Source organism: Sorangium sp. So ce362 (assembly GCF_051519845.1).
GTDB lineage: Bacteria > Myxococcota_A > Polyangia > Polyangiales > Polyangiaceae > Sorangium.
The window spans coordinates 8,394,521-8,418,414 of record NZ_CP150332.1 but is presented as its reverse complement, the minus strand read 5'-3'; the positions used below and the strand labels follow the sequence as shown (position 1 = coordinate 8,418,414).

Genomic DNA, 23,894 nt, shown 5'->3' with positions numbered 1-23,894 from the left:
CCCCGTCAGAACCCGAGATCGCGGCGCGGGCGCGTCCGCGTGGCCACCTGCTTGAACGGCGCCACGCGCGCCGCCTGCGCGACACCCGGCGCCCTGGGGTCGGCCTGCGCCGCGGCCGGCGCCGTCGCGACAGGCTGCACGTCGGGCTGCGGCGTGGCCGGTGCCGGCTGCGGCGTGGCCGGCGCCGGCTGCGGCGTGGCCGGCGCCGGCTGCGGCATGGCCGGCGACGGCGCCCTCGGCGTGGGCGGCGCGTCGGCCGCGGCCTGCGGCGCGCTCGTCGCGCACTGAGCTGCGGGCTCGGCGGCGGGGTGCGCCGACGGCCCGGCTCCGATGCTGGCGAGCGACGCGGCCTGCGCCGCCTGGGGGGTCGTCGTCCGGGTGACGCCGGCCCAGGCGAGGGTGCTGATCCCCATCACGGCGGTCGCCGCCATGGCCCAGGTGCGCGCCCGCGCCCGCGGCCGCGGCGCGGCGGCGCCGAGGGTGCCGAAGGGCATCAGCGTGGTGACGAGGGACGAGAAGCCTTCGCCCGAGGTGAGGGTGTCGCGCGGGGGCATGAGCTCGGTCGGGCCGGGGGAGGGCCGCGCGTCGCGCGGGGCGGCGATGGCGGCGTCCAGCGCCTCGAGGACGGCGCGGGCGCTCTGGGCGCGGCGCGCCGGGTCCGGCTCGAGCAGCGAGAGGACCCAGGCGTCGATCGCGGGCGGCAGGCCCGGCGCGAAGCGGGACGGCGGCGGGGGCGACCCGCGGTCGATCGCGACCGCCACCGCCGCGATGGTGGCCCCGCCGAAGGGGAGCTGCCCGGTCAGGCAGAAGTAGGCCACGACGCCGAGGGCCCAGAGATCGCTGTGCGGCCCGACCCGCGCTCCGCCCGCCATCTGCTCCGGCGACATGAAGTGCGGCGTCCCCAGGATGGCGCCCGTGACCGTGAGCCGATCGGCCTCCTCGACGGTGTTCTTGGCGATGCCGAAGTCGAGCACCTTCACGAACGGCTCGCGCTCGCCCTCCACGAGGAAGATGTTCTCTGGCTTGATGTCGCGGTGAACGATGCCCGACTCGTGCGCCCTGGCCAGCGCAGCGCAGGTCTGGCGCAGGATGGAGACCGCCTCGTCGAGCGAGAGGCGCCGGCGCCGCTCGACGAGGTCCTGGAGCGTCTCGCCTTCGAGGTGCTCCATCAGGATGTACGGGACCCCCTGGTCGGTGAGCCCGAGGTCGAACACCCGCACCACATGCGGGCTCTGGATCCGGGCGGCGGCCTCCGCCTCGCGCCGGAGGCGGACGACGGCGAGCGGGTGATCGACGTAGATGTCGCGGAGGAATTTCACCGCGACCTGCGTCCTGAGCGCGGCGTGCTCGGCGAGCCAGACGCTCCCCATGCCGCCTTGACCGAGCGCGCGGAGGAGCCGGAGCTGCGAGCTCACCTGCATCCCGGGCAGCGGCCCGCGTTCCGAGCTCGACGGCGCCATGTGGCGGATTGCCTCAGATGGGGCGATCAGGCACGGCGATGGCTGTGTGGCCTCACCCATTCCTACCGTGTTGCTCATGCCGGAGCCGGCTTGCATGCGGCGAGCCAGCGGCTCGATTGAGGGGTTACGGGGGCATGAGCTGGCGTCGGCGTGGCGCATCGTGGCGTGGGGCCGCGCTGTGCAGAGCCCTCGTGACAGTTCGCTACACCAAGGGGTGCCGCGGAGGGCACCACGCCCCGTCGAAGGTGGCGCACCACAGCGCGCGTGGGTCCTTGAAGCCCTGATGGAGACAATAGATCTTTCGGTCGCACACCCTCGTCGACACACCCTCTCGAAGCTGTTCGATATCCGCAGGATGCGCGTGTCGGCCGGGAAGAGCGCACGGAGGCGGAGCACGGCGCGCTGTTCGACAGGGCCGGCCCCCAAAACGTCTCGCCCGAGCGAATTTCGAGGCAGAAGCAAACTTGCGTCAGCACGAAAATACGAGAAAAATAGTGATCAGCGACCCCCTGACAGGGCATTCTATGTCTGGGCGATGGCCGATGTGAGAGCCCCCCGGATGAGGTGAGTTCTATGAACACGTGGGCGAGACGGTTCATCGTTCCTGCGCTGCTCACGACGGGTTGTGCGGCCATGTCCGGCTGCACTGCAATGATCGGCGGCGGAGACGACGTAGAGGGGAGCAGCGGGCCCGGCAGCGGGCCTGGCAGCGGGCCTGGCAGCGGAGCGGGCAGCGGCGGGAGCGGCTCGACGGGTGGCAACCCCGACGTCGAGCCGACGGTGTGCGTGCCGGGGGTCCCGCGAACGTCGGCGCTGCCGCGTCTGACGAGGGGGCAGTACGACAACACGATTCGCGATCTGGTCGGCATCGACAACCAGCCGTCGTCGATGCTCGCGCCGGACGGCGTCGGAAGCGTCGATCAGCGCGCGTGGGATGGGTACAAAACCGCCGCAGCGACGGTGGCGGCGGCGGTCATGGCAGACCCCGGGGCGCGAGCCAGGACCATCCCCTGCACCCCGGACGCCGACGGCACCGCGTGCGCGCACCAGCTCATCGATACGCTGGGACGGCGCGCCTTCCGGCGCCCGCTCACCGACGAGGAGAGGGGGCTCTTCCAGGCCCTCTACGCCCGCCGCCAGGCGCTCACGCCGACCGGCTCGTTCGCCGACGGCGCCCAGCTGATCATCGAGGCGTTCTTGCTCTCGCCCTCCTTCCTGACGCGAGCAGAGATCAGCGAGAAAGCCGAGGGCGAGTACTTCGCGCTGAACAGCCACGAGGTGGCGTCGCGCCTCTCGTACTTGCTCTGGGGGAGCATGCCGGACGACGCGCTGTTCGCCGCAGCGGACGCCGACGCGCTGCTCACACCCGAGCAAATTCTCGCGCAGGCACAGCGAATGCTGGCGGATCCCAGGAGCCGCGCGATGGTCAAAGGCTTCCACGAGCACTACCTCCACATGGGGCCCGGCACGCGCTGGTCGGACATCCAGCGTGATCCGGACGCCTTCCCGGATTTCAATGCCTCGATGGTCCCCCTTCTGTCGGAGGAGACCGAGCGCTTCATCGAGCACGTGGTCTTCGACCAGGCCGGGACGTTCCAGGAGCTCGTCACCACGCCGGTGGGCTTCGCCAACGCCTCCCTGGCGCCGCTCTACGACCTGGATCCTGCGCAGTTCAACGGCGCGGAGCTCGTACCGGTCGATCTCGACCCGACGCGGCGTTCCGGCCTCTTCACTCGCCTGGGCTTCCTTGTGTCGCACTCGGGGTACGACCGGACGTCGCCCATCTTGCGCGGCGCGTTCTTGCAGAAAGAGATCCTCTGCGCGAACATCCTGCCGCCACCACCGATGGTGGAGGGCACGCCGCTGCCCACGGATGACAACCTCACGACAAACCGCGCTCGCGTCGACGCACAGACGGCGGGAGACGGCTGCAAGTTCTGCCATCACCCGTACATCAACCCGACGGGCTTCGCGCTCGAGGCGTACGACGCCGTGGGAGCCTACCAGCAGACGGAGTCGTTCTCCGGCGCGTCCATCGACACACGGGTGAGCGTCGACATGGGCGAGAACATCGTGGAGCTCGACGGCCCGGTGGCGCTCTCCGAGGCCATCGCGAGCTCCCCGGAGGCGCACAGGTGCTACGTGCGAAAGTGGGTCTCGTTCGCCTACCAGCGCGAGCTCAACAACGAAGATTCCTGCACCGTGGACGAGCTGACCGCCAAGCTCACCCAGGGCGGCTACACCGTGCTCGACCTGATCGCAGACCTCACGCAAAGTCAGTCGTTCCGATATCGTGCACTACAGACGGAGGTGGCGCCGTGAACCGAAGATTATTCCTGCGCGGGATTTGTGGCGCAGCGCTCGCGGTTCCCTTCTTGAATTCGCTCGTCCGCTCCGCGCGAGCGCAGGAAGCCCCGTCGCCGCGGCGCCTGGTGATCTTCTACACAAACAACGGTTGCCTGACGAACCGTTGGTTCCCGACGATCGAGAACGGGGCCGGGAGCGTCACCGCGGCGTCCCTGGAGACGGTGCAGGCGGATGGGAAGCCTCGAACCCTCGCCCCGCTCGCTCCCTACGCGGCGAAGCTGCTCTTCCCGCGCGGGCTCGCGATGCCCCTGAACGGGCTCAACAACAAGGTGGACGGCACCGTGCATTTCGATCCCCACGATCAGGGCATGGGCAGCAAGCTGACCTGCGCGCCCCTCGATCCCGCCGGGGAGCACTGGGCGCTGTCGCACTCGCTCGACCACGAGATCGCGCGCCGCTTCAACCAGGGCACCAACAAGATCCCGCTCGTGCTCTCCGTCGGCAATGCCTTCACGAACGTCAAGGGCATCGTGTCGTACTCGGCGTCGAGTACGCCGTTCGCCCCCGTGACAAACGCGCGCACGGTGTACAGCAGCCTGACCGGGCTCTTCGCGAGCGGCTCCGAGACCGAGGCGGATCATCGCGTGGCTCGCGGCGAGAGCATCATCGATCTCGTGACTCATGATCTGAACGCCCTCAAGGCCCGGAAAATGAGCGGCGCCGATCGGAGGAAGGTCGACGACTGGCTCGCCCTGCTCCGCGAGACGGAGCAGCGGGTCCTGCCCTCTGCTTGCACCGCGGAAGCTGCAGCCGCGCTCGGCGTCACGGACGCTGCCCTCACGGCGGCGGGCTACCCCGCCCGCGGCGGCGGCTTCGGCGGTAACAGCGAGACGGTGTACACGCTGGGCAGCGAGATGATGATCCGCCTCATCGCCCTCACGATGATGTGCGACAATAACCGCTCCATCGTGCTCCAGTGGCCGGGCTTCGTGACGTTCAAGTGGGACGGCATCAGCCACACCCACGATCATCACGGGCTCTCGCACCGGAACGGGAGCGCCGCCACGGGCGGCCAGTGCGTGAGCGGCGTCCTCGAGCAGATCCACGAGATCGACCGCTGGTACGCAGGGCGCTACGCCAAGCTGGTCAAGACCATCGACAGCATCGAGGAGGGGGGCGGCACCATGCTCGACAACTCCGCGGTCATGTGGCTGCCGGAGCTCGCCGATGGCAACGCGCACAACACAAACAACTTACCCATCGTGATCGCCGGCGGCGCCGGCGGTTACCTCAAGCAGGGCGTGGCGGTGAACCTCGCGGGCGGGAACCTCGCGGTGGGCAACAGCGAAGCCAGCTGCGCGGGCGGCGGGGAGGACGAGAACAACAGCGGCAACACCGGCTCATCGGGCGGAACCGTCCCGTTGAACAAGCTCTATACGACCTTGATCAACGCGCTCGGCGCCGGGACGCCCGAGTGGGTTCCGGTCGATCGATTCGGCGTGTCGGACGCGGTCTCGGCTGGCTTCGGTGGCAGCGCTCCGTCGTTCACCACGGATGGCGCAGGCAACGTCATCGACGGGCCAGGCATCAGCAACCCGGGTGAGCTCGACGCCATCAAGGCGTGACGAGCTGCTTCAGGTCCTCGGGGGGGGCTCGCGCGACGCGGGGAGCGCGCGGGGCGAGCGGGCGGGCGGGCGGCGTCCGGCGCTCATCGGGGGCGCGGCGCGCGGAGAGCCGGGGTCCGAGGAAGGGCTTGTGCTGCGCGCAGGAAGCCATCAGTCTACGCGCCGCGATGCAGCCTCTCTTCCTCTGCTTCCTGGCGGGCGTCGGCCTCCTCGCCGCGGCGTGCGATGCCCCTCCCGCGGAGGCGCCCAGGCCGGTCCAGCTCCCGCCCGTGCCGGCGGGCGAGCTCCGCAGTCCGGAGGCGTTCGCGTCGATCCGGGACGACGGCGCGCGCGCGGCCTCGCTCTTCCTCGAGGCGAGCAAGGTGCTGCTCCATCCGCGCTGCGTGAACTGCCATCCGCACGACGGCGTCCCGCGTCAGGGCGACGCCGGCGAGCGGCACAGTCCGCCCGCCGAGCGCGGGCCGACCGATCGCGGGGTCGCGGCGATGGAGTGCACGTCGTGCCACCAGGCGCAGAACCTCGATTTCGCCCGCGTGCCCGGGGCGCCGGGCTGGCACCTCGCGCCGGCGGAGATGGCGTGGCTCGGCCGCTCGCCGGCGGCGATCTGCGGGCAGATCAAGGATCCGGCGCGCAACGGCAAGAAGACGCTCGCGCAGATCGTCGAGCACGCCGCGCACGACGAGCTCGTCGCGTGGGGGTGGGCGCCCGGGCATGGCCGCACCAAGGCGCCCGGCTCGCAGGCGGTCTTCGCCGCGCTCATCGATGCGTGGGTGAAGGCGGGCGCCGCGTGCCCGCCCGAGGAGTCCCGACCATGATCATCCTGAAGGTGAACGGCGCCGAGCAGGAGCTCGACGTGGATCCGGAGACGCCGCTGCTCTGGGTGCTGCGCGACGTGCTCGGCCTGACGGGGACCAAGTACGGTTGCGGCCAGGCGCTCTGCGGGGCGTGCGTCGTGCACCTCGACGGCGAGACCGTGCGCGCCTGCGTGACGCCGGTGAAGCGCGCGGCGGGCGGCTCGGTGACGACCATCGAGGGGCTCAGCCCGGCCGGCGATCACCCGCTGCAGCGCGCGTGGGTGGAGCTCGGCGTCCCGCAGTGCGGCTTCTGCCAGGCGGGGCAGATCATGAGCGCGGCCGCGCTCCTGCGGAAGAACCCGCGGCCGTCGAACGACGATATCGATAAGTCGCTCGCCGGCAACATCTGCCGGTGCGGGACGTACACGCGCATCCGCGCCGCGGTCCGCAAGGCCGCCGGCCTCCCGACGGAGTGAAGATGGAACAGCAACGCGTCGTCCTCCTCCGCCGCTCCTTCCTCGCGGGGCTCGGGCTCGCGGCCGGCGGGCTCGCGCTCGGGCTCGCCGAGGGCGACGCCGAGGCCGCCCCGCCGCCGCCCGGGTCCGCCGCGCTGCCGTCGCAGCCGGGGCTCCGGACCGGGGTGTTTCTCCACGTCGCGACCGACGGCACGGTGTCGATCGTCTGTCACCGGTCGGAGATGGGGCAGGGGATCCGCAGCTCGCTGCCGGTCCTCGTCGCCGACGAGCTCGGGGCCGACATGGCGCGGGTGAAGATCGTGCAGGGCGACGGCGACAAGGCCTACGGCGATCAGAACACCGACGGCTCGCGCAGCGTGCGCGACGGCTACGAGCCGATGCGCCGCGTGGGCGCGACGGCGCGCGCGATGCTCGTCGCTGTCGCGGCGAAGAAGTGGCGCGTGCCCGCCGCGGAGTGCGTGGCCGAGCAGCACGCGGTCCACCACGCGAAGTCGAAGCGCTCGCTGGACTTCCGCGAGCTCGTGGCCGACGCGGCGAAGCTCCCGGTGCCCGACGCGAAGACCGTCGCGCTCCGCCCCGTCTCGGAGCTGAAGCGCGTCGGCGGCCCGCTCCCGCTGCTCGACGCACCGGCCATCGTGACAGGTACAGCGCAGTTCGGCGCGGACGTGCGCCTGCCGGGCATGCTCACGGCGGTGATCGCGCGCCCGCCGGTCGTGGGGGGCAAGGTCGTGCGGTACGACGGGGCGCGCGCGCTGGCCGTCGCGGGCGTGAAGAAGCTCGTGGAGCTGCCGGGTCCGCAGGGCGGCGCGGTCGGGTTTCAGCCGCTCGGCGGCGTCGCGGTCGTGGCGGACACGACGTGGGCCGCGATGCGCGGCCGGGCGGCGCTGCAGATCGAATGGGATCACGGCGCGAACGCGGCGTACGACTCGGCGAGCTACCGCGAGGCGCTCTCGGGCGCGGCGCGCGCGCCGGGCAAGGTCGTGCGGAAGGTCGGCGACGTGGACGGGGCGCTCGCGAAGGCGGCGCGCACGCTCGAGGCCGAGTACTACGTGCCGCACCTGGCGCACGCGGCCATGGAGCCGCCCTCGGCGGTGGCGCGGGTCGACGCGAACGGCTGCGAGGTGTGGGCGCCGACGCAGAACCCCCAGTCGGCGCGCACCGAGGTGGCGCGGGCGCTCGGGGTCGACGAGGGCAAGGTGACCGTGCACGTGACGTTCCTCGGCGGCGGGTTCGGGCGGAAGTCCAAGCCGGACTATGTGGCCGAGGCGGCGCTGCTCGCGCGCGCCATGGGGACGCCGGTGCGGGTGCAGTGGACCCGCGAGGACGACGTGCAGAGCGGCTATTTCCACAGCGTGAGCGCGCAGTACCTCAAGGCGGGGCTCGACGCGGACGGCAAGGTGAGCGCCTGGCTGCACCGGACGGCGTTTCCGCCGATCCCGTCGACGTTCGACGGGAGGGTGAAGACCCCGAGCGACAACGAGCTCGGCCTCGGCGTGCTCGACCTCGCGCTCGCGGCCCCGAACGTCCGCGCCGAGGCCTGCGACGCGCCGGCGCACGTCCGGATCGGGTGGCTCCGGTCGGTGTGCAACATCTTCCACGCCTTCGCGGTGCAGAGCTTCATCGACGAGATCGCGCACGCGCGGCAGGCCGATCCGCGCGATGTGCTGCTCGAGGTGCTCGGCCCGGCGCGCCAGGCGACGCCGGCCGAGCTGGGGGTCCAGAAGGTCCCGAACTACGGGGCGCCGATCGAGAAGCACCCGGTCGACGTGGGCCGCCTGCGGCACGTGATCGAGCGGGTGACGGAGATCTCGGGGTGGAGCGCCGCGCGCAAGGCGGGCCGCGCGGTGGGCCTCGCCGCGCACCGGAGCTTCCTCACGTACGTGGCGGTCGTCGCCGCGGTGTCGAAGGACGCGCTCGGCAAGGTGCAGGTCGACGAGGTGTGGCTCGTCGCCGACGCCGGCACGGTCATCAACCTGGACCGCGTGCGCTCGCAGATGGAAGGGGCGGTGGTCTTCGGGATGAGCATCGCGCTCCACGGCGCCATCACGGTGAAGGGCGGCGCGGTCGAGCAGACGAACTTCCGCGACTACCCGGTGGTGCGGACCACGGAGGTGCCGCAGCGGATCCACGTGGAGATCGTGAAGAGCGACGCGCCGCCCGGGGGCGTCGGGGAGCCCGGGGTGCCGCCTGTGGCGCCCGCGATCGCGAACGCCGTGTTCGCCCTGACGAAGACGCGCGCGCGGGAGCTCCCGCTGCGGCGGCTGGGGCTGTGAGGGGGGCGGGGGGATCGAGCCGGAGGGGGTCGAGGGGGGGCCGGGTGAATTGAAATTCAGCCCGGGGGCTGTCGAGGATCACCTTCGACGATGGCGAGTTCGTCGAGATGACCTACGACGACCTCGATCGGGTGATCGAGCGCGCCTTCTCGGACGACACGTTCCACAAGCTGGAGTACGACGAGCGCGGCCGCCTCGTGCTCTTCGAGACGGAGGCCGCCTGCACGCAGTACACGTACGACGCGCGAGGGCGTTGCATCCGTGAGGAAACGGCGCTGGTCAACGATCCTGCCTCCGCCGCGAGCGTCCAGCAGCTGTACGACGCCGGCATGAACCGCACGAGGATGACCGTGCTCGGCGCCGTCTCGATCGCCACCCCGCGCGACCCCGCCGGGCGGTGCTCTGCGCTCTTCTTCTCGGATGACAGGGGCGCGGACCAGCCGATCGCGACGTTCGCGTACGACCCGATGGACGCCGAGACGGGGCGCCTCTTCGCGGGCGGCGGGGGCATCGCGCTCACGAGGGACGCGCACGGCAACGTCCTCCGCTCGGCCGTCTCCGGCCGTGGGACCGCCGTCGACCGTCCGGGCGAACCCGTATGGGTCGGCAAGCTGGGCGGCCCGGAGACCTTGCGGTTCGACTACCGATGCTGGTCGAGCGCCGGCGCTATGCGTACTCGCCGGGCTCACCGGCGCCGATCGCGCAGGCGTCGGCGCGCGACCCGAGGACACCGCCGACCGAGCCTGGCAGCAATGAGCCGTACCAGCGGCAGCTCCACCCCGCCGGCGCGGCCGCGCTCCCGACGCGCAATGCCATGCCAAGGCCGGCCGGCGGCTGCTCCGAGCCGGACGCCGTGAGCCGTTACCTTCAGGACTACGAGCGGCGAAATGGCGTCTCGTGCGACCCCGGCACTCCGCGAGGGCAGCGGCATCTGCGGCGGGCTCTTCGTCGGATGGGCAGCATCGGGAGCAATGATAGCGACCCCAACGCTACCGCGTGCGCTCCGTGCCCGAACTGCTCGCAGATGCTCTCGCGCCTCTATGCCATGGCGGGCGCGGGTCAGCCTCCGCCCGTGACCCCGGCGTCGCCACCACCACCGCGAAACGCCCCGCCCGGCACCCCGCTGCCGCCGCCGACGGCGGCTCGCGGGGCGCTTCCCAACACGCAGCTCCGCAACGACATCAACGCCGGAAATGTGGCCGACGCGAACCGCGCAAATACGGCGAGGTACGCGGAGACGCTGGACCAGCAAGTGGCCGCTGGACAGATGTCACGGGCCGAGCGGGACCGACGCGTGGGGCGGGTCGGCGCCATGAACCCGGGCACATACGATTACGTGAATGGCCAATGGCAGCAGCTATGACCTCATCGCTGGAACCACAGGTGCTCGACTTCCCCGCGCTCCCCGGCATCCCGTCCAGGGACCGCGAACGGCTCCGCTCGCGTTTCGCGGGGTGGAACGACAGCTATCTCGCTTGCACGGGCGCCCCCACCGTCGCCCGCGACGAGATCCTCGACGCCGTACGCGCGCGGGGTGGTGACGTGCCGCCTGCCTCGGAGTCGTGTGGCTCCTTCAGGTGGTACGAGGGCTCGGTGCTGGTCACCGAGAACCGGGACACGTGGTGCCTTCATGCGCGAAGCGCCGAGCAGCTCGTCCCCTGGCTCCGGGCTTTCGGTGAGCGGCAGCCTCGCAAGCCGATCTGGTTCCCTGCCTACTCGGCCGTGCTTGCCGAGAGCGAGCCGCTGGAAGGCGAGGGGCTGTTGTTCGATGACCGGGAGCCGGGCGTCGAGGGGGCCTTCCTGGTGCGCAACGGCAGCGCGGCAGTCCGCTACCGCCTCCCTGGCGGGGAGATGTCGCTGGGGCTCGACAAACGAGCGACAGTGCGCTTGCACGACCCGTGGCAGTCGTCGTTTGACGGCGTGCCCACGGTCCCGGCATTCGTGGTCATCAACGACGAGGGCTGCCCCGCTTTCCTCGCATGGCTGCATGCACAAGGACCGTCATCGTGCCTCGTCGATGCCGTCTCGGACGCGCTCGGCATCGGGCGTGGCATCCGGCGGTTCGATCGAGCCGCCATGTGTGGTCCCGTCCTCTGCCACGCAGAGTTCTTCGCGGGCGCCGCTTCCGCACAGGCGTTCGAATCGCCGCTCCTGCGATCCGGTGACCCCTGGCTTCCGGCGGGTGAGTCATCGCGGCTGCTCGTCGGCTACTGGGACATCGGGACATCGGAAGCGTTCCTCTACCTCGGTGAGGACCGCCGCATCTACCGTTACACGTTCGAGGACGACCTGTGGTCCGTCTCGGCGTCGAGCTACGCCGCCTACGTCGAGCGTATCCTTCGTTTCGACGCGAAGATCGCGGCCACGCACGCTTCAGACCTCCCGATCGTCGAGCTCTGCGGGCGTCTCGGGCTCGTTGTCGACCCGATCGGAACCGATGACTGGGCGACCCTGGCGGTCTCCAGCGACCTCATAGCGTTCCAGCGGCCCGGTGAGCGAGCGTTCTTGAAATGCTTCACCTCCCAGGCTGAGGCAAGGGCGCGCGCGCTCCTCTCGGGGTAGGTCGTCCGCGAGCGGCTGCTCCCGTACCGGCCGAGGATCCGGCCCGCCAGGCAGGAGGAGGACTGGCAGCGCTAGGCGGTGATGCTCCGCAACCCTGCAGTCCCTGCCGGTGGAGATCGCGCCCGCGGGGGACAGGGCCTCCGGATGGGCGCGCCCCTCGGCCAAGAGCGCCTCTCAAAACCTCCCGTCGCCAGGCAGCCGAGAGCGGGCGCATCGCGTCGTTGCTCCTCGTCGCCCTACTTCAGTAGGGCTCCTCGTCGCGCCTAGCGCTGCACCCGCTCTCGGCTGCCTGGCTCGGTCCGGTTTTGTTCGGCGCGCTAAGAGTTCCCCGCCTTTCCCTGCTGGTAGATGTCCTTGACGTTGATCTCCATGAACAGGTCCGGCTTCTCGAGCGGTGTGAAGCCGAACTGCCGGTAGAGCCCGTGCGCGTCCGCGGTGGCGAGCAGCGTCCGCCGCAGCCGGAGGTGACCCAGGGCCTCGGCGACGTGGGCGATCAGCGCCTTGCCGTATCCCTGGCGCTGCTCCGCCTCGACGATGAACACGTCGGCCAGGTACGCGAACGTCGCGTGGTCGGTGATCACCCGGGCGAACCCGATCTGCGCTCCCGCCTTGTAGACGCCGAAGCAGAGCGAGCTTTGGATGGCCCGCTCGACCACCTCCCGGGGGATGCCCGTGCTCCAGTAGGCAGACGCGAGGAAGGCGTGGATCCGCTCGATGTCGAGGAGCGCCTTGTCCGACGAGATGACGATGTCTTCAGCTGCCTCATGCTCCACTGTGGCGATCCTCCGTTCAGCCTGCGCGCTCGGGGTCCTGGTCCCTGACGGCTCCTCCAGCGACCCGTGTGTCCGTCGCTCTCCGGGGAGAGCATCCGAGGGACCGCGCGGCGTCAAGAGGAGGCGCCGGCGCGGGCTCGATCCAGCGCGCGCCCGTGGATCTGGCTGGTCCTGCCGGTCATCGGTCTCCTGGAGCGCTCCGGCCTCCAGGAGCGGGCGCGCGCGCTGGTCTCGCGGGTGAAGACCGCCACGACCGGGCGCCTCCTGCTCGTGTATTTCGTGATACGGCAGCTCAGCGCGGCCCTCGGCATGACCTCGCTGGGCGGCCACGCGCAGATGGTCCGGCCGCTGATCGCGCCCGTGGCCGAGGCCGCCGCGGAGAACCGGTACGGGCCGCTGCCGGACAGGACACGCTGGCTGATCCGCGCCTCGGCGGCGGCGGTCGACAACGTGGCGCTGTTCTTCGGAGAGGACATCTTCCTCGCCATCGCGTCGATCCTGCTCATCTATGGCGGTGTTCACGGTGATCAAGGGGAACGCGTTCGCGGCGTTTCCGGTCATGACCGCGGCCGTGGGGTTGCCGCTGATCGTGCGCCGGCTCGGCGGCGACCCGGCGGTCATGAGCGCCATCGGCATGCTGTCCGGCTTCTGCGGGACGCTGATGACGCCCATGGCCGCCAACTTCAACATCGTGCCCGCGGCGCTGCTCGGGCTGCCCGATCGCGACGGCGTGATCAAGGCCCAGATCCCCACCGCGCTGCTCCTGCTGATCGGGAACACGCTCCTCATGTAGCTGCTCGTCTTCCGGCGCTGAGGCCGCGCCCGTTCCCCGCGTCCGGGTGGCCATCGGCTCGTGGCCGTGCTCGTCTTCGGGCGCCGAGGTCTCCACCCATGACGCACGTCCTGACACCGGACATCGCCACGCGCCTCGCCGCCATCGCGCTCGGGCACGTGACGCGGGAGTATCCGAGCAAGCTCGATCACGTCATGGCCGGCCCCGAGGACGTGAAGGGCCCGCGCGACCTGCACCCCATCTTCTACGGCAGCTTCGACTGGCACTCGTGCGTGCACGGCCACTGGCTCCTCGCGCGGGTCCATCGCCTCTTCCCCGGCGCCCCCTGCGCGGCCGCGATCCGCGCGCTGCTCGACGCGCAGCTCACGGCCGAGAAGGTCGCGGTCGAGCTGGCCTATGTCCGGCGGCCGGCGAGCCGCGGCTTCGAGCGGCCCTACGGGTGGGCGTGGCTGCTCCTGCTCGCGGCCGAGCTCGCGCGGTACGAGACCGACGAGGGCCGGCGGTGGTCGGCCGCGCTGGCCCCGCTTGGCGACGCGTTCGCCGAGCGGTTCGTCGAGTACCTGCCGAGGGCCACGTATCCGGTCCGCGCCGGCGCGCACACGAACAGCGCCTTCGCGCTGGCGCTCGCGCTGGAGTACGCCGCCGTGAAGGGCGATGAGCGGCTCTCGCGGCGCTGCGCCGAGGCCGCCCGGGCATGGTATGGCCGCGACGCGGATTGCCAGGCGTGGGAGCCCTCGCAGGACGATTTCCTCTCGCCCGCGCTCATGGAGGCCGAGTGCATGCGCCGGGTCCTGTCCGGGCCGGAGTTCCGCGGCTGGCTCGCGCGGTTCCTGCCGCGCGCGGCAGCGGGCGAGCCCGCGACCCTGTTCGAGCCGGCGACGGTCAGCGACCGGAGCGACGGCAAGATCGCCCACCTCGACGGGCTCAACCTGAGCCGCGCCTTCTGCTGGCGCTCGGTCGCCGCGGCCCTGCCCGGAGCGGATCCGGTGCGCGCCCGCGCCCTCGACGCGGCGGAGCGGCACCTCGACGCGAGCCTGCCGCACGTGGCCGGCGATTACGCGGGCGAGCACTGGCTGGCGAGCTTCGCGCTCCTCGCGCTGGGCGCCGGCGCGGGGTGACGCGCCACAGAGATCGCGGCGCTCGGCCGCGGCTCGTGTCGCAGCGTCTAGGTCGTGGAGCGGGAGACGGGATTTGAACCCGCGACGTCAACCTTGGCAAGGTTGCACTCTACCACTGAGTTACTCCCGCAAACGTCGAGCACAGAAACCGAGGGATCTGGAGATCCACTCATCCCGGCGCCTCTCGGAGAATACGCCGAGTGCGTCGAGCCGTCGTCGGATGGCTGTCTCCGTCGAGGCGGCGGAGGAGTATCAACCGGCGGCGCCTTAGTCAAGCACGGAGGTGCGTGGTCCTGGAGCAATCGTGCGTGCCGGACGGCACGAGCCCGCCCGGCCGGCTTGCCGTGCCCGGCGTTGCTGGTCCCGGGAGCCCGGAGACCGGCGCGGTGGGCGTCAGGGAGCCCGCATGACCCGCTCGGGCGCCGGCGCCTCTTGGGGGGCGATCGGGAGATGGCCGGGGCCGGGGTCGGGGTCGGGGGCCCGGGATCGAGCGCGGCCTGGTCAGCAGGCGCGATGCCGCGTTCCGGACGGGCCGCCCTGCCCATGAGGAGCGGCGTGCGGGTCTCGCAGCTTCGGGGTTCCACGGTCCTGCGGTCCCGCGACGCGAGGTCGGCCGCGGCGCTCCTGCGGGCGCGCCGCTCGGAGGTCCACGACACATGAGCGCGCTTCAAGAGCTCGCCCTCGCGCTGGGTGGTGGCCTGGTCACCGATCGGGATGTGATGGGGGGGATATCGCCAGGATCACGCGATCTGGGCGGCGGGCGGCTGGCCGCTCGCGGTGGCGCGGCCCTCGTCGACCGCGGAGGTGCAGGCGCTGGCGCGGTGGGCGACCCGGCACCGCATCGCGCTGGTGCCGCGCGGCGCCGGGACCGGGGTGGCGGGCGGGGCGGCCGCCGGAGACGGCTGCGTGGTGGTGAGCTTCGAACGCATGAACCGGATCGTCGCGATCGACGAGGCGGCGATGCTCGCCGTGGTCCAGCCGGGGGTGCTCAACGGCGATCTCGAGGGCGCCGCCTTTCAGCGGCGGAGAGCCATCGCGATGGCGCGCGCCTGACACACAGAGATCCGCTTCGCCCGTCTCGTCCCCCGGCTCGCCCGACTCACCCCCCACCTCGCCCGCCTCGTTCCCCCGGGGGGCGCTCGTCTCCCGACCCGGGGGCGGCCTCCGCCGTCCCGGGGCTCCCGCCCGCCGCCCGCGCCGGGGGCTCCTCTCGTCGACCGCCGGCGCCCTTGCCACGCACCCCGGCGCGATTCTCCCGGACCCCATTCCTCTCTCTGCCGGCCCTGGGGATCACGCGCGCAGAGCACGCTCCGGGCGCACTCGACGTCTCGAAACCCCTCTACCTCCTTGATAGCCGTATGCCGGGAGGTGGATCGTGGCAAAGCTCACGATAGGTCAGAAGGCTGAGCGAGTGCTCCTGTTGCTCATGGGGCTCCGCAAGAACAAGGTCGCCGCGGCGCTCGTCGCTCACGGCTTCTACGATGACGATCTCTCCGAGGGATGGCGCCTGCTCCAGCGCGTCGACCGCTACCCGGTGGACGCCTGCAAGGAGGTTAATCGCTTCGCCGCGGATCCGTCTGGTCGCGCCGGCCACGAACCTGGTCGAAGCGGCCGACCCGTCCCGTATCAACGGTACCCGAGGGCCTCCCGGAGCTTCGAGGTGTCGATGAAACCCCGGAGCGGGTCCTTTGTCGCGTCGGTGCTGCGCTCGTTCTGGGCAACCCCCTGCCACTTTCCCTGCGGAACCTCGATCTCCTTGCGCTCTTCTGGGCTGAGCTCCGCCAGCGCCTCGTTCCAGCCGGCCTCGCCGTCCTCGTCGCGGAAATCGAAAGATTTGCCGTCCAGCGTCGTGAATCGATAGTGCGGATGCTGCCGTTGCGTGTCCGACGGGGCATAGATCGCCTCGAGCTCGCAGGACGCGACGATGGATATATGGCCTCCGGACTTGCGGTTGGCCATGAAGATGTCTCCCGGCTTGGGCGCATACCCGTCCCCCGGCGCATGCCAGACGAGGAGGCCGGTGGGCGTACCTTTCGCGTTCTGGTTCTCGCGGAATGCTTCGAGCGAGAGACCCTTCGCATAGGCCTCGATCATGTTCAGGTTCGCCCCGGGTCTCCACGCGCCGTTGAGGGCCTCACGGTTGAGGAATTTGCCGAGCTCCGCGCTCGTGATCTTGTCCTCCGGCTCGCCACGCAAGGCCCAGGCCTTCCAGAACACCCAGGTCACGAAGTCGCCGCACCAGGAGTGAAAGTCATTGTAATTCTGGCTGGATTCCTCGCGAGCCCTGGCCCGGGCGAGCTTTTCTTCCATCCCTTCTTTCTTGAGCCGCTCGAACGCTGCGGCGTACTTCGCCTCTCGCTCCGCTGCCTTCGCCTGGTGCTGCAGCTGGCACTTCCCGCTCGCCTTGACCCCAGGGAAGGTGGGCAGTATGCCGGGGCACGCAGCGCCGCTCTGGCTGCCGTGTCGGTTCTCGGTGATCTCGAGGATGAGCGGGCTCCACTCGATGCTGTTGACGGCCTGCCAGGCGATGTCGACGAGCCAGTCCTTCGGGCTGATCACGATGACCTGCCCAGTCCCCGTGGGCAGGTGGCTGTTCTTCCCCGGCTCCTCCGGCCGCTCGGCCTGCGGCTGGGCCTGCGCGGGGGCGGCCCCGCCGGGCGCATCTGCCTCCGGCGCCGCCTCGTGCTTGCGGTCCACGACGTAGGTGGCGTTCACGTTGCTGCCGACCTTCGGGCCTTGCACCTTGGTGATGATATAGGCGCCGTCCGGCGTGGCGCCGTAGTCGTTGCCGCCGACGAAGGGGTTGTTCCAGTACACCGTCACCGATCCGCTCGGGCCGCGGTAGGTCACGCGGCCTTCGGTCCCGGTCATGACGCCGTCGGACTCGGCCGACCAGACTGCCGTCGATCGGCACGCCGGCGGTGGCTCCCGGCCCGGGGTGAGGATCCCGTGGTCGAGCCGAGGAGGGCCCACGAACGTGAGCGGCTCGCCCGTATAGTTCACCAGCGTGCACAGTACGCTTCGCGTCGCCATATCCCTGTTCCCCTCCCGCGACGCCCGTCCGCTGCCAGCTCGAAGAGAGCGCCGCTCCCTCGCAGTGTACCAGGAGCCGGGGGGGCGGGCTGCAAGGAGCGGCGCCGCGTGAGCACGCATCCGGCGACCGCGCGCTCTGCGGGACGGGCGACCGGCTACCGGTGCGTCGGGCCCGATCCCGGCGCGATCTCGGTCAGGCGGTGAGAGCGGAAGAGGGCGAGCCGGCGATCCCTCTCACTCTTCTCATGAACGCCGACGACCCAGATGTCGGACAGCGACCGCGCCGCGACGCTTTTCGGCGTGTACGCGGCCTTCACCTCCGGATCGACGGGCATTTGTACCTGCACCCAGGCGCCGCCCCGTGGGAGAGCCCAGACCTCCGGCGCCTTCCCACCTCGGGAAGCGTCTCGCGGCAGGCCGAGGATCACCAACGTTCCGTCCTGCCCGCGAGCAGCGTTCAGGATCCTCCTTGTCGGTGGGGCGGGCATCTCCGAGACAGCGGTCCCATCAAAATGGAAGAGCAGGGGCGGCGACGTCTCCTCCGAGGGGTAAGGCCCATACACCCCCTGGGGTGCCTCTATACCGAGCTCATGATTGCCGACAACGTACACGTCGGTCGGGCTCTCTCCGAGCAGGCGGGTGTCGCATGGGTAGAATTTCCGTCTGTCGCGCCGGATTTCGGGCGGCAGCGGGAGGAGAATCTCGGTCCTGTCCGGCCGCCCCGGGCGGGACAGGACGAGCCGGACCGGCGCTGGCTCGCCTTCCTTCATTGCAGCGTGCGCCTCGAGCGCCAGCACGTCTCCCGAGCGCCAGCCCCGCGCCGCGGCTATCCCGTACGTCTTCTCGTTCGTCGCCTTGTACGAGGGACGCGGCGCTGGTTGTCCGGGGCAATCGAGCACCTCCTGGCGCGCCGTCCAGGCATTTGTCGCGTCCTCGTTGTCCACGAGCAGGCCGACAAGGCACCCGCTGCCTTGATCCCACAGGTCCTGGTACAGGTCCTCGGCGTAGTCGCCTTCCGGTGCCTGGTGGACCCTCGTCCAGCGAGCACCACCGAGACGGAACACGCGCTCATGATAGAATGGGTAATCCCGGCTCGAGTTGTCCGGGGTGCGCAAGACCATCCATGCCGCATCGGGCCAGCGCCCGACGAGGGTCCTTATCTCTCCGTCCGGTACGGAGGACTCCATGGGCAGGCCTTCGGCGATCTCTGCCGACGACCCTACATGGTCACCCTCGATCAAGGCGAAGGAGGTGCCATTGCGCTCCAGCAAGATCTGTCCACCCTCCAGGGGCCACAGATGGGCCGTACGGACGGGCAGCTCAGCGACCTTGCCAAACGAAATTTGGGGTCGCGGGAGGGATGGCCCCGTTGCGTCCGGTGCACGTCGCGCGGCGTCGCTGCCGAGCGAGAGGGTACCTGGAGCCGCACCGCCGGAGCGGCAGGAAACATGAGCCGTCGCCAGGAGTGCAGCTCCCAGAAAAAGGCCTGTCGTGGATCTCGGCGAGCGCAGGATTCGCGCTGGCGACCTCCGACGGGCGCCATGGGCCCCCCAAAGCCGTTCGGCTCGCTTTTTCTCCCGTCCACTGCAACGCTCGCCCGGCAGCCGCAGCCGGAGCAGCGCCCCTCCGGGCCGGGCCGGCAGGCCGGTCATGCCCGCGCCCGCCCGGCGTCGAGCCCTGGCGCGGGGCGCTCGACGCCGGGCGGCGGCGGCGCCTCGGTCTCCGCGAGGTAGGTGACCGCCCCGCCGTGGGGAACCGGGAGCTCGGCGGCGAGCATCCGGAGGACCGTCACCTCGATGCCGTGGCGCTCGCGAGCTCCCTGGAGGACCGATTGGGTCTCCTGCCACCACGGCATCGCGACCGGATAGGGCGGCAGCGCGCCCAGGAGCTCTCCCGCCCTGGTGACGAGGACGAGACGAACGAGGCGCGGCGGTTCGGTCGGCACCGGGCGATGATAGCGAAGGGCCGTCGTGGGTCGAGAGCTCAGATCCGTGATGGACGGCGGTGCTCCCGCGAGAGGAGAATGAGCCGCCAAGGCGCCAAGGACGCCAGAAGAGTACTGGGGTCGAAATGAAACCGACGCCGCCAGCCGCGCGGGCGTATCATTCCTTCTCTCTTCCCTCTCTGATGGCGTCCTGGCGCCTCGCTGTCCTCGGGCGAGGGGGCGCGCATCGCGCCCGGGAACGCCGCCTCGAGGTCCACGAGACGCTTGACTTCCGGGAAGGCCTTTGAGCTCCTTAGACCTAGGGGGGCGCTCATGTCCGCCGAACCCAGCCGGGCTCCGCCAGCACCGTGCTTTCGCGGAGATTCGCCCGGTCGCCGCGTGCTCGCGCGAGAGCAGCGTGGTGATGAGGAAGCTCAGGACACCTCGCGCGGCTCCCGGCGCGCACGCTGGAACATCACGATCCCGAGCAGGATCCCGCCCGCCACGATGGCGATGTCGGCGACGTTGAACACCGGCCAGCGATGAAGGTGGATGAAGTCGATGACGTACCCGCGGACGGCGCGATCGATCGCGTTCCGGATCGCGCCGGCGACGATGAGCGCGTACGCGGCCTGCTCGGCGAGCGAGGCGCGGCGGCTGTGCCACCAGCCCAGGATCACGACGCCGAGGACGATCATCGAGCACGCGAAGAGGAACGCCACCTTGGCCGGCGACTGGATGCCCCGGAGCAGGCTGAAGGCCATGTCGCGGTTCTCGGCGTAGCGGAGATCGAGCACCCCCGGCACGATCGACAGGGGCGCTCGCCGCTCGAGCGCGGCCTGCGCGACCGCCTTGGTCGCGTGATCGCACCCCACCAGGGCCATCGTGAACAGGATCAGGACCCAGCTCATCACGCGTCGCGCCATGGCCGCCGGAACGCATGGTCGCGGCGGGTCATTCCCGCTCTCTCCAGAGAGGACGGTGTGGGATGAGCTCGTCATCGTACTTCACGGCCGGGGCGATCGGCGGAGGGCGGGTCGGCCGTCCAGGAAGACGCCGACGAGGACGCCGAGGTAAGCGCCGGCGTGGAGCCCCCAGCTGACGAGCTAGCGCGTGGCGGCGCCGGGGGGACCCCGCGCCGAGGCTCGCCTCGCGCACGCCGAACGGATCGGCTTTAGATCGCCCTGCACGCCGGCCTTGAGCGCCAGCGGGCCCGCGTCGAAGCCGACGCCCACGAACAGACCCACGCCCGCGAAGGCGTAGGGCTTTGCGTTCGCCCTCACGTTCGCGATCTTCTCTTCGCTGCCCGTCCCCAGGAGCGTGCTCGGGTTGAGCTCGAAATCGATATTGCCACCCAGGCCATATCGCAATGGCTGACGCAGTCGCCGCTCGCGTCCCGGCTCGCCTACCTTGAAGCGCGCTTCGTGCGCGAGCGCGGAGGCGACGCTGGCCCGGCGCGCGCGTGTCACGGAGGGGACATAGGCCCGGTGCCAGGCACGTGTTGCAGGCACGAGTGCCTGGCACGCGTTGCCGATATCGTATGGGTGCGGCTCTTCTGGAACGAGGGCGTTTTGCTCATTTCACCCGGCGCAGTTTGGGTCGAGGCGGCGGCAGCGGTGAGGGGACATCGCCTCCTGCATAACGTGCACGGTGCGTTCGGTCATGCTCCTGCTGCAGGTGGAACGCCCAGTAGGCTTCGAAGTCGCCGCTCGAGCGCAGCGAGCGGAGGCGCAGCACCGCCTCTGCGCCTTGGAGCGACCAGCGAGCCCCGGTGCGGTCCATGCGATCCTTGACGAGATGGCGGCATGCGCCCTCGATCACCCCCGTGGCGATGGGCAGCCCCGCTGCGAGCGCGCGATCGTAGTGCAAGAGCGTCCGATGCTTCACGAGGTAGCCGATGCAGGTATCGAGCGTCACCGCTGTCCCCATGTCCACCACGCGGCTGCTGGCATGGCGCCGGATGGTGCTGGCAATGGCTCCGGCCGTGCGCCCCGCGAGCAGCTCGTGCAGCCGGCACGTCACCCACTGCTCGACCTCCTTGGTCCCGTCGGCGAAGAAGCAGTGCGCGGCCTTCCAGAGATATTCAAGCACGTGGATGATATCGAGGACTATTGTGATCTCGACGCATGCCTTCTTCGCGGCGCGCTTGACCAGGGTGATCTGGTCCTTGTTGCCGTCGACCAGCACCACCCACCGCCGAAGGCGTTCCGGATCGCGACGCAGGCCTTCAGCAAACGCCGCCGAGATCACCTCTCGCGATGACTTCTCCACGCTCGCCCAGACCCGTTTGTTCACCGGCCGCGGCCGTTGCGCGGCGACGTCATGCACAGGGCGCAAGTCGTTCACGATGTCGTCAGGCGTGCGGACCCAGGGGTCTATCGTGTAGAGGGTGGCGACCTCGGCCATTCGCTTCCGGTTGCGCTTCTCGCCCTTGGCGAGGCGCTTCGTGAGCTTGTGTTTCCCCGCTTCCGCAGCCTTCCGCGTCGCAGGTCGGAGGTCTTCGCGCCGCATCGCGATCCCCTTGCCGTCGAAGCTGAGTACCAGCAGCGCCTGAGTGTCCTCGACTTCGACGGCGCGGGTGGAGTAGAACGCATCGAAGTCCTGCGCGGCGCGCTCCGCGAGCTCCTCCACCTGGCGCTTCGGCACCGCGGCGCCGGTCGATTTTCTCAATCCCTCAACGACCTCATCGAACGAGCTGCGGGCGGCGCTCTCGGCGACGTAGCGACGGACGCTGTGCGAGTAGGGGTGCGGCTCTTCTGGAACGAGGGCGTTTTGCTCATTTCACCCGGCGCAGTTTGGGTCGAGGCGGCGGCAGCGGTGAGGGGACATCGCCTCCTGCATAACGTGCACGGTGCGTTCGGTCATGCTCCTGCTGCAGGTGGAACGCCCAGTAGGCTTCGAAGTCGCCGCTCGAGCGCAGCGAGCGGAGGCGCAGCACCGCCTCTGCGCCTTGGAGCGACCAGCGAGCCCCGGTGCGGTCCATGCGATCCTTGACGAGATGGCGGCATGCGCCCTCGATCACCCCCGTGGCGATGGGCAGCCCCGCTGCGAGCGCGCGATCGTAGTGCAAGAGCGTCCGATGCTTCACGAGGTAGCCGATGCAGGTATCGAGCGTCACCGCTGTCCCCATGTCCACCACGCGGCTGCTGGCATGGCGCCGGATGGTGCTGGCAATGGCTCCGGCCGTGCGCCCCGCGAGCAGCTCGTGCAGCCGGCACGTCACCCACTGCTCGACCTCCTTGGTCCCGTCGGCGAAGAAGCAGTGCGCGGCCTTCCAGAGATATTCAAGCACGTGGATGATATCGAGGACTATTGTGATCTCGACGCATGCCTTCTTCGCGGCGCGCTTGACCAGGGTGATCTGGTCCTTGTTGCCGTCGACCAGCACCACCCACCGCCGAAGGCGTTCCGGATCGCGACGCAGGCCTTCAGCAAACGCCGCCGAGATCACCTCTCGCGATGACTTCTCCACGCTCGCCCAGACCCGTTTGTTCACCGGCCGCGGCCGTTGCGCGGCGACGTCATGCACAGGGCGCAAGTCGTTCACGATGTCGTCAGGCGTGCGGACCCAGGGGTCTATCGTGTAGAGGGTGGCGACCTCGGCCATTCGCTTCCGGTTGCGCTTCTCGCCCTTGGCGAGGCGCTTCGTGAGCTTGTGTTTCCCCGCTTCCGCAGCCTTCCGCGTCGCAGGTCGGAGGTCTTCGCGCCGCATCGCGATCCCCTTGCCGTCGAAGCTGAGTACCAGCAGCGCCTGAGTGTCCTCGACTTCGACGGCGCGGGTGGAGTAGAACGCATCGAAGTCCTGCGCGGCGCGCTCCGCGAGCTCCTCCACCTGGCGCTTCGGCACCGCGGCGCCGGTCGATTTTCTCAATCCCTCAACGACCTCATCGAACGAGCTGCGGGCGGCGCTCTCGGCGACGTAGCGACGGACGCTGTGCGAGTAGAGCTCGTCCGGGAGGCTCAGCGCCGCATCCATCGGATGAAGACCGGGGACGCCCGGCGCCTGATAGGCCGCGCGTGGCACATCGACCTCTCCGACGACCGACATGAGCGCTCTGCTGCTGAGACGTCGATGCTTGCGCTGAACGCCGTCCGCGCCCTTGACCTCCACGGGCCTTTCGCGCTCGGCCCGAAGCTCGAGGTGGGCCTGGAGGAGCCGCCGCTGGTACTCGCGCCCCTCGTCGACGACGAACCCCTCCAGCTCGGCATGCGTGCTCTCCATCGACTCGGATGACCGAAGATGCTTCTCCATGGCTTCTGCCTGCTCCCGGGCGCTCTCGAAAGGGTCCTGACCTGCTGCAACGGCGTACGCGGCGCTCACGACCAAGTCCTCCTGCCGGTCCAACCTGCCTGTCGGGACCGGCCTCTTGCAGAGGCCATGGATACGTCAGATTCGTGGAATTTCAACGCGTTGCATTTTCGCGCCCGGAATTATCACCTGTGGCGAAGTATACGATCGTCAATCCGTCGAATGTGGCCTCGCCCGCGCCCGGATTCTTTCACCTCTCGCGGCCGAACCTGGGCTGCGGCTTCGCGCTTGGGCCGGCGGATAAGTGCACGGCATCAACGTCGCAGGGGGGCCAAGTCCACCGGCTACGTCGACGGGCGTCTGCGTCGATGTGATAGGGGCGCGGTCCCAGGGACCGCGCCTTCGGCGCAACACCATGAAAGCGCACGGACTTTTGTCGTCGCCAAGGATCTACACCCATATCGTATGGATGCGACGGCACGCCAAGCGGCCTGGCGGCGGCGATGC

At 70.2% G+C, this 23,894-nt stretch carries 18 protein-coding genes, 1 tRNA gene and 3 pseudogenes; 12 read left to right on the top strand and 10 right to left on the bottom strand.

What is annotated here, in order from left to right:
* Positions 1 to 5: 5 nt before the first annotated feature.
* Entirely contained in the window at positions 6 to 1,460 is a 1,455-nt protein-coding gene (locus WMF17_RS32355; protein ID WP_437644849.1) for a serine/threonine-protein kinase, read from the bottom strand.
* A 573-nt stretch (positions 1,461 to 2,033) separates the two neighbouring features.
* Between WMF17_RS32355 and WMF17_RS32350 the strand changes: the two genes are divergently transcribed.
* From WMF17_RS32350 to WMF17_RS32315, 8 genes are all read left to right on the top strand, one after another.
* Positions 2,034 to 3,782, top strand: coding sequence for a DUF1592 domain-containing protein (locus WMF17_RS32350; RefSeq protein WP_437644847.1), 1,749 nt, complete (start codon positions 2,034 to 2,036; stop codon positions 3,780 to 3,782).
* The gene (locus WMF17_RS32345) at positions 3,779 to 5,392 is read left to right on the top strand and encodes a DUF1552 domain-containing protein (RefSeq protein ID WP_437644845.1); all 1,614 of its coding nucleotides are present in this window, start codon (positions 3,779 to 3,781) and stop codon (positions 5,390 to 5,392) included. Before WMF17_RS32350 ends, WMF17_RS32345 begins: the two co-directional genes overlap by 4 nt.
* A 167-nt stretch (positions 5,393 to 5,559) precedes the next feature.
* On the top strand, positions 5,560 to 6,207 hold the full coding sequence (locus WMF17_RS32340) for an Isoquinoline 1-oxidoreductase subunit (protein ID WP_437597075.1): 648 nt from the start codon (positions 5,560 to 5,562) through the stop codon (positions 6,205 to 6,207).
* Complete coding sequence (locus WMF17_RS32335) at positions 6,204 to 6,662, top strand: (2Fe-2S)-binding protein (protein WP_437597074.1); 459 nt, start codon at positions 6,204 to 6,206, stop codon at positions 6,660 to 6,662. The genes WMF17_RS32340 and WMF17_RS32335 overlap by 4 nt, the downstream gene beginning before the upstream one ends.
* A 2-nt stretch (positions 6,663 to 6,664) precedes the next feature.
* Positions 6,665 to 8,935, top strand: a complete 2,271-nt coding sequence (locus tag WMF17_RS32330; protein ID WP_437644843.1) for a molybdopterin cofactor-binding domain-containing protein — start codon at positions 6,665 to 6,667, stop codon at positions 8,933 to 8,935.
* Positions 8,936 to 9,042: 107 nt separating this feature from the next.
* A complete protein-coding gene (locus WMF17_RS32325; protein ID WP_437644841.1) occupies positions 9,043 to 9,792 on the top strand; it encodes a hypothetical protein in 750 nt (249 codons plus the stop codon).
* A complete protein-coding gene (locus WMF17_RS32320; protein ID WP_437644839.1) occupies positions 9,750 to 10,298 on the top strand; it encodes a YwqJ-related putative deaminase in 549 nt (182 codons plus the stop codon). Before WMF17_RS32325 ends, WMF17_RS32320 begins: the two co-directional genes overlap by 43 nt.
* A gap of 359 nt (positions 10,299 to 10,657) precedes the next feature.
* Entirely contained in the window at positions 10,658 to 11,497 is an 840-nt protein-coding gene (locus WMF17_RS32315; protein ID WP_437644837.1) for a hypothetical protein, read from the top strand.
* A gap of 317 nt (positions 11,498 to 11,814) precedes the next feature.
* Here WMF17_RS32315 and WMF17_RS32310 read toward each other — a convergent pair whose 3' ends face one another.
* Complete coding sequence (locus tag WMF17_RS32310; RefSeq protein WP_437597068.1) at positions 11,815 to 12,270, bottom strand: GNAT family N-acetyltransferase; 456 nt, start codon at positions 12,268 to 12,270, stop codon at positions 11,815 to 11,817.
* A 66-nt stretch (positions 12,271 to 12,336) separates the two neighbouring features.
* Between WMF17_RS32310 and WMF17_RS32305 the strand changes: the two are divergent.
* The 3 genes and pseudogenes from WMF17_RS32305 to WMF17_RS32295 all read left to right on the top strand — a co-directional run.
* Positions 12,337 to 12,729 (top strand): annotated as a pseudogene (locus WMF17_RS32305) (5-oxoproline transporter, DUF969 family subunit); the annotation flags it as partial.
* Positions 12,730 to 12,778: 49 nt separating this feature from the next.
* Positions 12,779 to 13,063 (top strand): annotated as a pseudogene (locus tag WMF17_RS32300) (5-oxoproline transporter, DUF979 family subunit); the annotation flags it as partial.
* 98 nt (positions 13,064 to 13,161) lie between these two features.
* Complete coding sequence (locus WMF17_RS32295; protein WP_437651416.1) at positions 13,162 to 14,181, top strand: DUF2891 domain-containing protein; 1,020 nt, start codon at positions 13,162 to 13,164, stop codon at positions 14,179 to 14,181.
* 55 nt (positions 14,182 to 14,236) lie between these two features.
* Here WMF17_RS32295 and WMF17_RS32290 read toward each other — a convergent pair.
* Positions 14,237 to 14,311, bottom strand: a tRNA-Gly gene (locus WMF17_RS32290).
* Between the two features lie 647 nt (positions 14,312 to 14,958).
* On the opposite strand from WMF17_RS32290, the gene WMF17_RS32285 reads away from it, so the two are divergent.
* Positions 14,959 to 15,234: an FAD-binding oxidoreductase gene (locus WMF17_RS32285; protein ID WP_437597066.1), complete on the top strand. Its 276-nt coding sequence runs from the start codon at positions 14,959 to 14,961 to the stop codon at positions 15,232 to 15,234.
* Positions 15,235 to 15,807: 573 nt separating this feature from the next.
* Here WMF17_RS32285 and WMF17_RS32280 read toward each other — a convergent pair.
* From WMF17_RS32280 to WMF17_RS32250, 7 genes and pseudogenes are all read right to left on the bottom strand, one after another.
* Positions 15,808 to 17,184, bottom strand: coding sequence for a hypothetical protein (locus WMF17_RS32280; RefSeq protein ID WP_437644835.1), 1,377 nt, complete (start codon positions 17,182 to 17,184; stop codon positions 15,808 to 15,810).
* Positions 17,185 to 17,369: 185 nt separating this feature from the next.
* A complete protein-coding gene (locus tag WMF17_RS32275; RefSeq protein ID WP_437644834.1) occupies positions 17,370 to 18,335 on the bottom strand; it encodes a hypothetical protein in 966 nt (321 codons plus the stop codon).
* A 527-nt stretch (positions 18,336 to 18,862) separates the two neighbouring features.
* Complete coding sequence (locus tag WMF17_RS32270; protein WP_437597063.1) at positions 18,863 to 19,159, bottom strand: hypothetical protein; 297 nt, start codon at positions 19,157 to 19,159, stop codon at positions 18,863 to 18,865.
* A 413-nt stretch (positions 19,160 to 19,572) separates the two neighbouring features.
* The gene (lspA, locus tag WMF17_RS32265; protein ID WP_437644832.1) at positions 19,573 to 20,064 is read right to left on the bottom strand and encodes a signal peptidase II; all 492 of its coding nucleotides are present in this window, start codon (positions 20,062 to 20,064) and stop codon (positions 19,573 to 19,575) included.
* Between the two features lie 180 nt (positions 20,065 to 20,244).
* On the bottom strand, positions 20,245 to 20,508 hold the full coding sequence (locus tag WMF17_RS32260) for a hypothetical protein (RefSeq protein ID WP_437644830.1): 264 nt from the start codon (positions 20,506 to 20,508) through the stop codon (positions 20,245 to 20,247).
* Positions 20,509 to 20,713: 205 nt separating this feature from the next.
* Positions 20,714 to 21,901 (bottom strand): annotated as a pseudogene (locus tag WMF17_RS32255) (ISKra4 family transposase); the annotation flags it as partial.
* 13 nt (positions 21,902 to 21,914) lie between these two features.
* On the bottom strand, positions 21,915 to 23,459 hold the full coding sequence (locus WMF17_RS32250; protein ID WP_437643636.1) for an ISKra4 family transposase: 1,545 nt from the start codon (positions 23,457 to 23,459) through the stop codon (positions 21,915 to 21,917).
* Positions 23,460 to 23,894 lie beyond the last annotated feature (435 nt).

Coding starts and splice junctions, on each gene's coding strand:
- WMF17_RS32325 (WP_437644841.1), top strand. CDS start 9,043: ATGACCTACGACGACCTCGATCGGGTGATCGAGCGCGCCTTCTCGGAC.
- WMF17_RS32330 (WP_437644843.1), top strand. CDS start 6,665: ATGGAACAGCAACGCGTCGTCCTCCTCCGCCGCTCCTTCCTCGCGGGG.
- WMF17_RS32350 (WP_437644847.1), top strand. CDS start 2,034: ATGAACACGTGGGCGAGACGGTTCATCGTTCCTGCGCTGCTCACGACG.
- WMF17_RS32295 (WP_437651416.1), top strand. CDS start 13,162: ATGACGCACGTCCTGACACCGGACATCGCCACGCGCCTCGCCGCCATC.
- lspA (WP_437644832.1), bottom strand. CDS start 20,064: ATGGCGCGACGCGTGATGAGCTGGGTCCTGATCCTGTTCACGATGGCC.
- WMF17_RS32335 (WP_437597074.1), top strand. CDS start 6,204: ATGATCATCCTGAAGGTGAACGGCGCCGAGCAGGAGCTCGACGTGGAT.
- WMF17_RS32275 (WP_437644834.1), bottom strand. CDS start 18,335: ATGGTCTTGCGCACCCCGGACAACTCGAGCCGGGATTACCCATTCTAT.
- WMF17_RS32320 (WP_437644839.1), top strand. CDS start 9,750: ATGCCAAGGCCGGCCGGCGGCTGCTCCGAGCCGGACGCCGTGAGCCGT.
- WMF17_RS32340 (WP_437597075.1), top strand. CDS start 5,560: ATGCAGCCTCTCTTCCTCTGCTTCCTGGCGGGCGTCGGCCTCCTCGCC.
- WMF17_RS32355 (WP_437644849.1), bottom strand. CDS start 1,460: ATGGCGCCGTCGAGCTCGGAACGCGGGCCGCTGCCCGGGATGCAGGTG.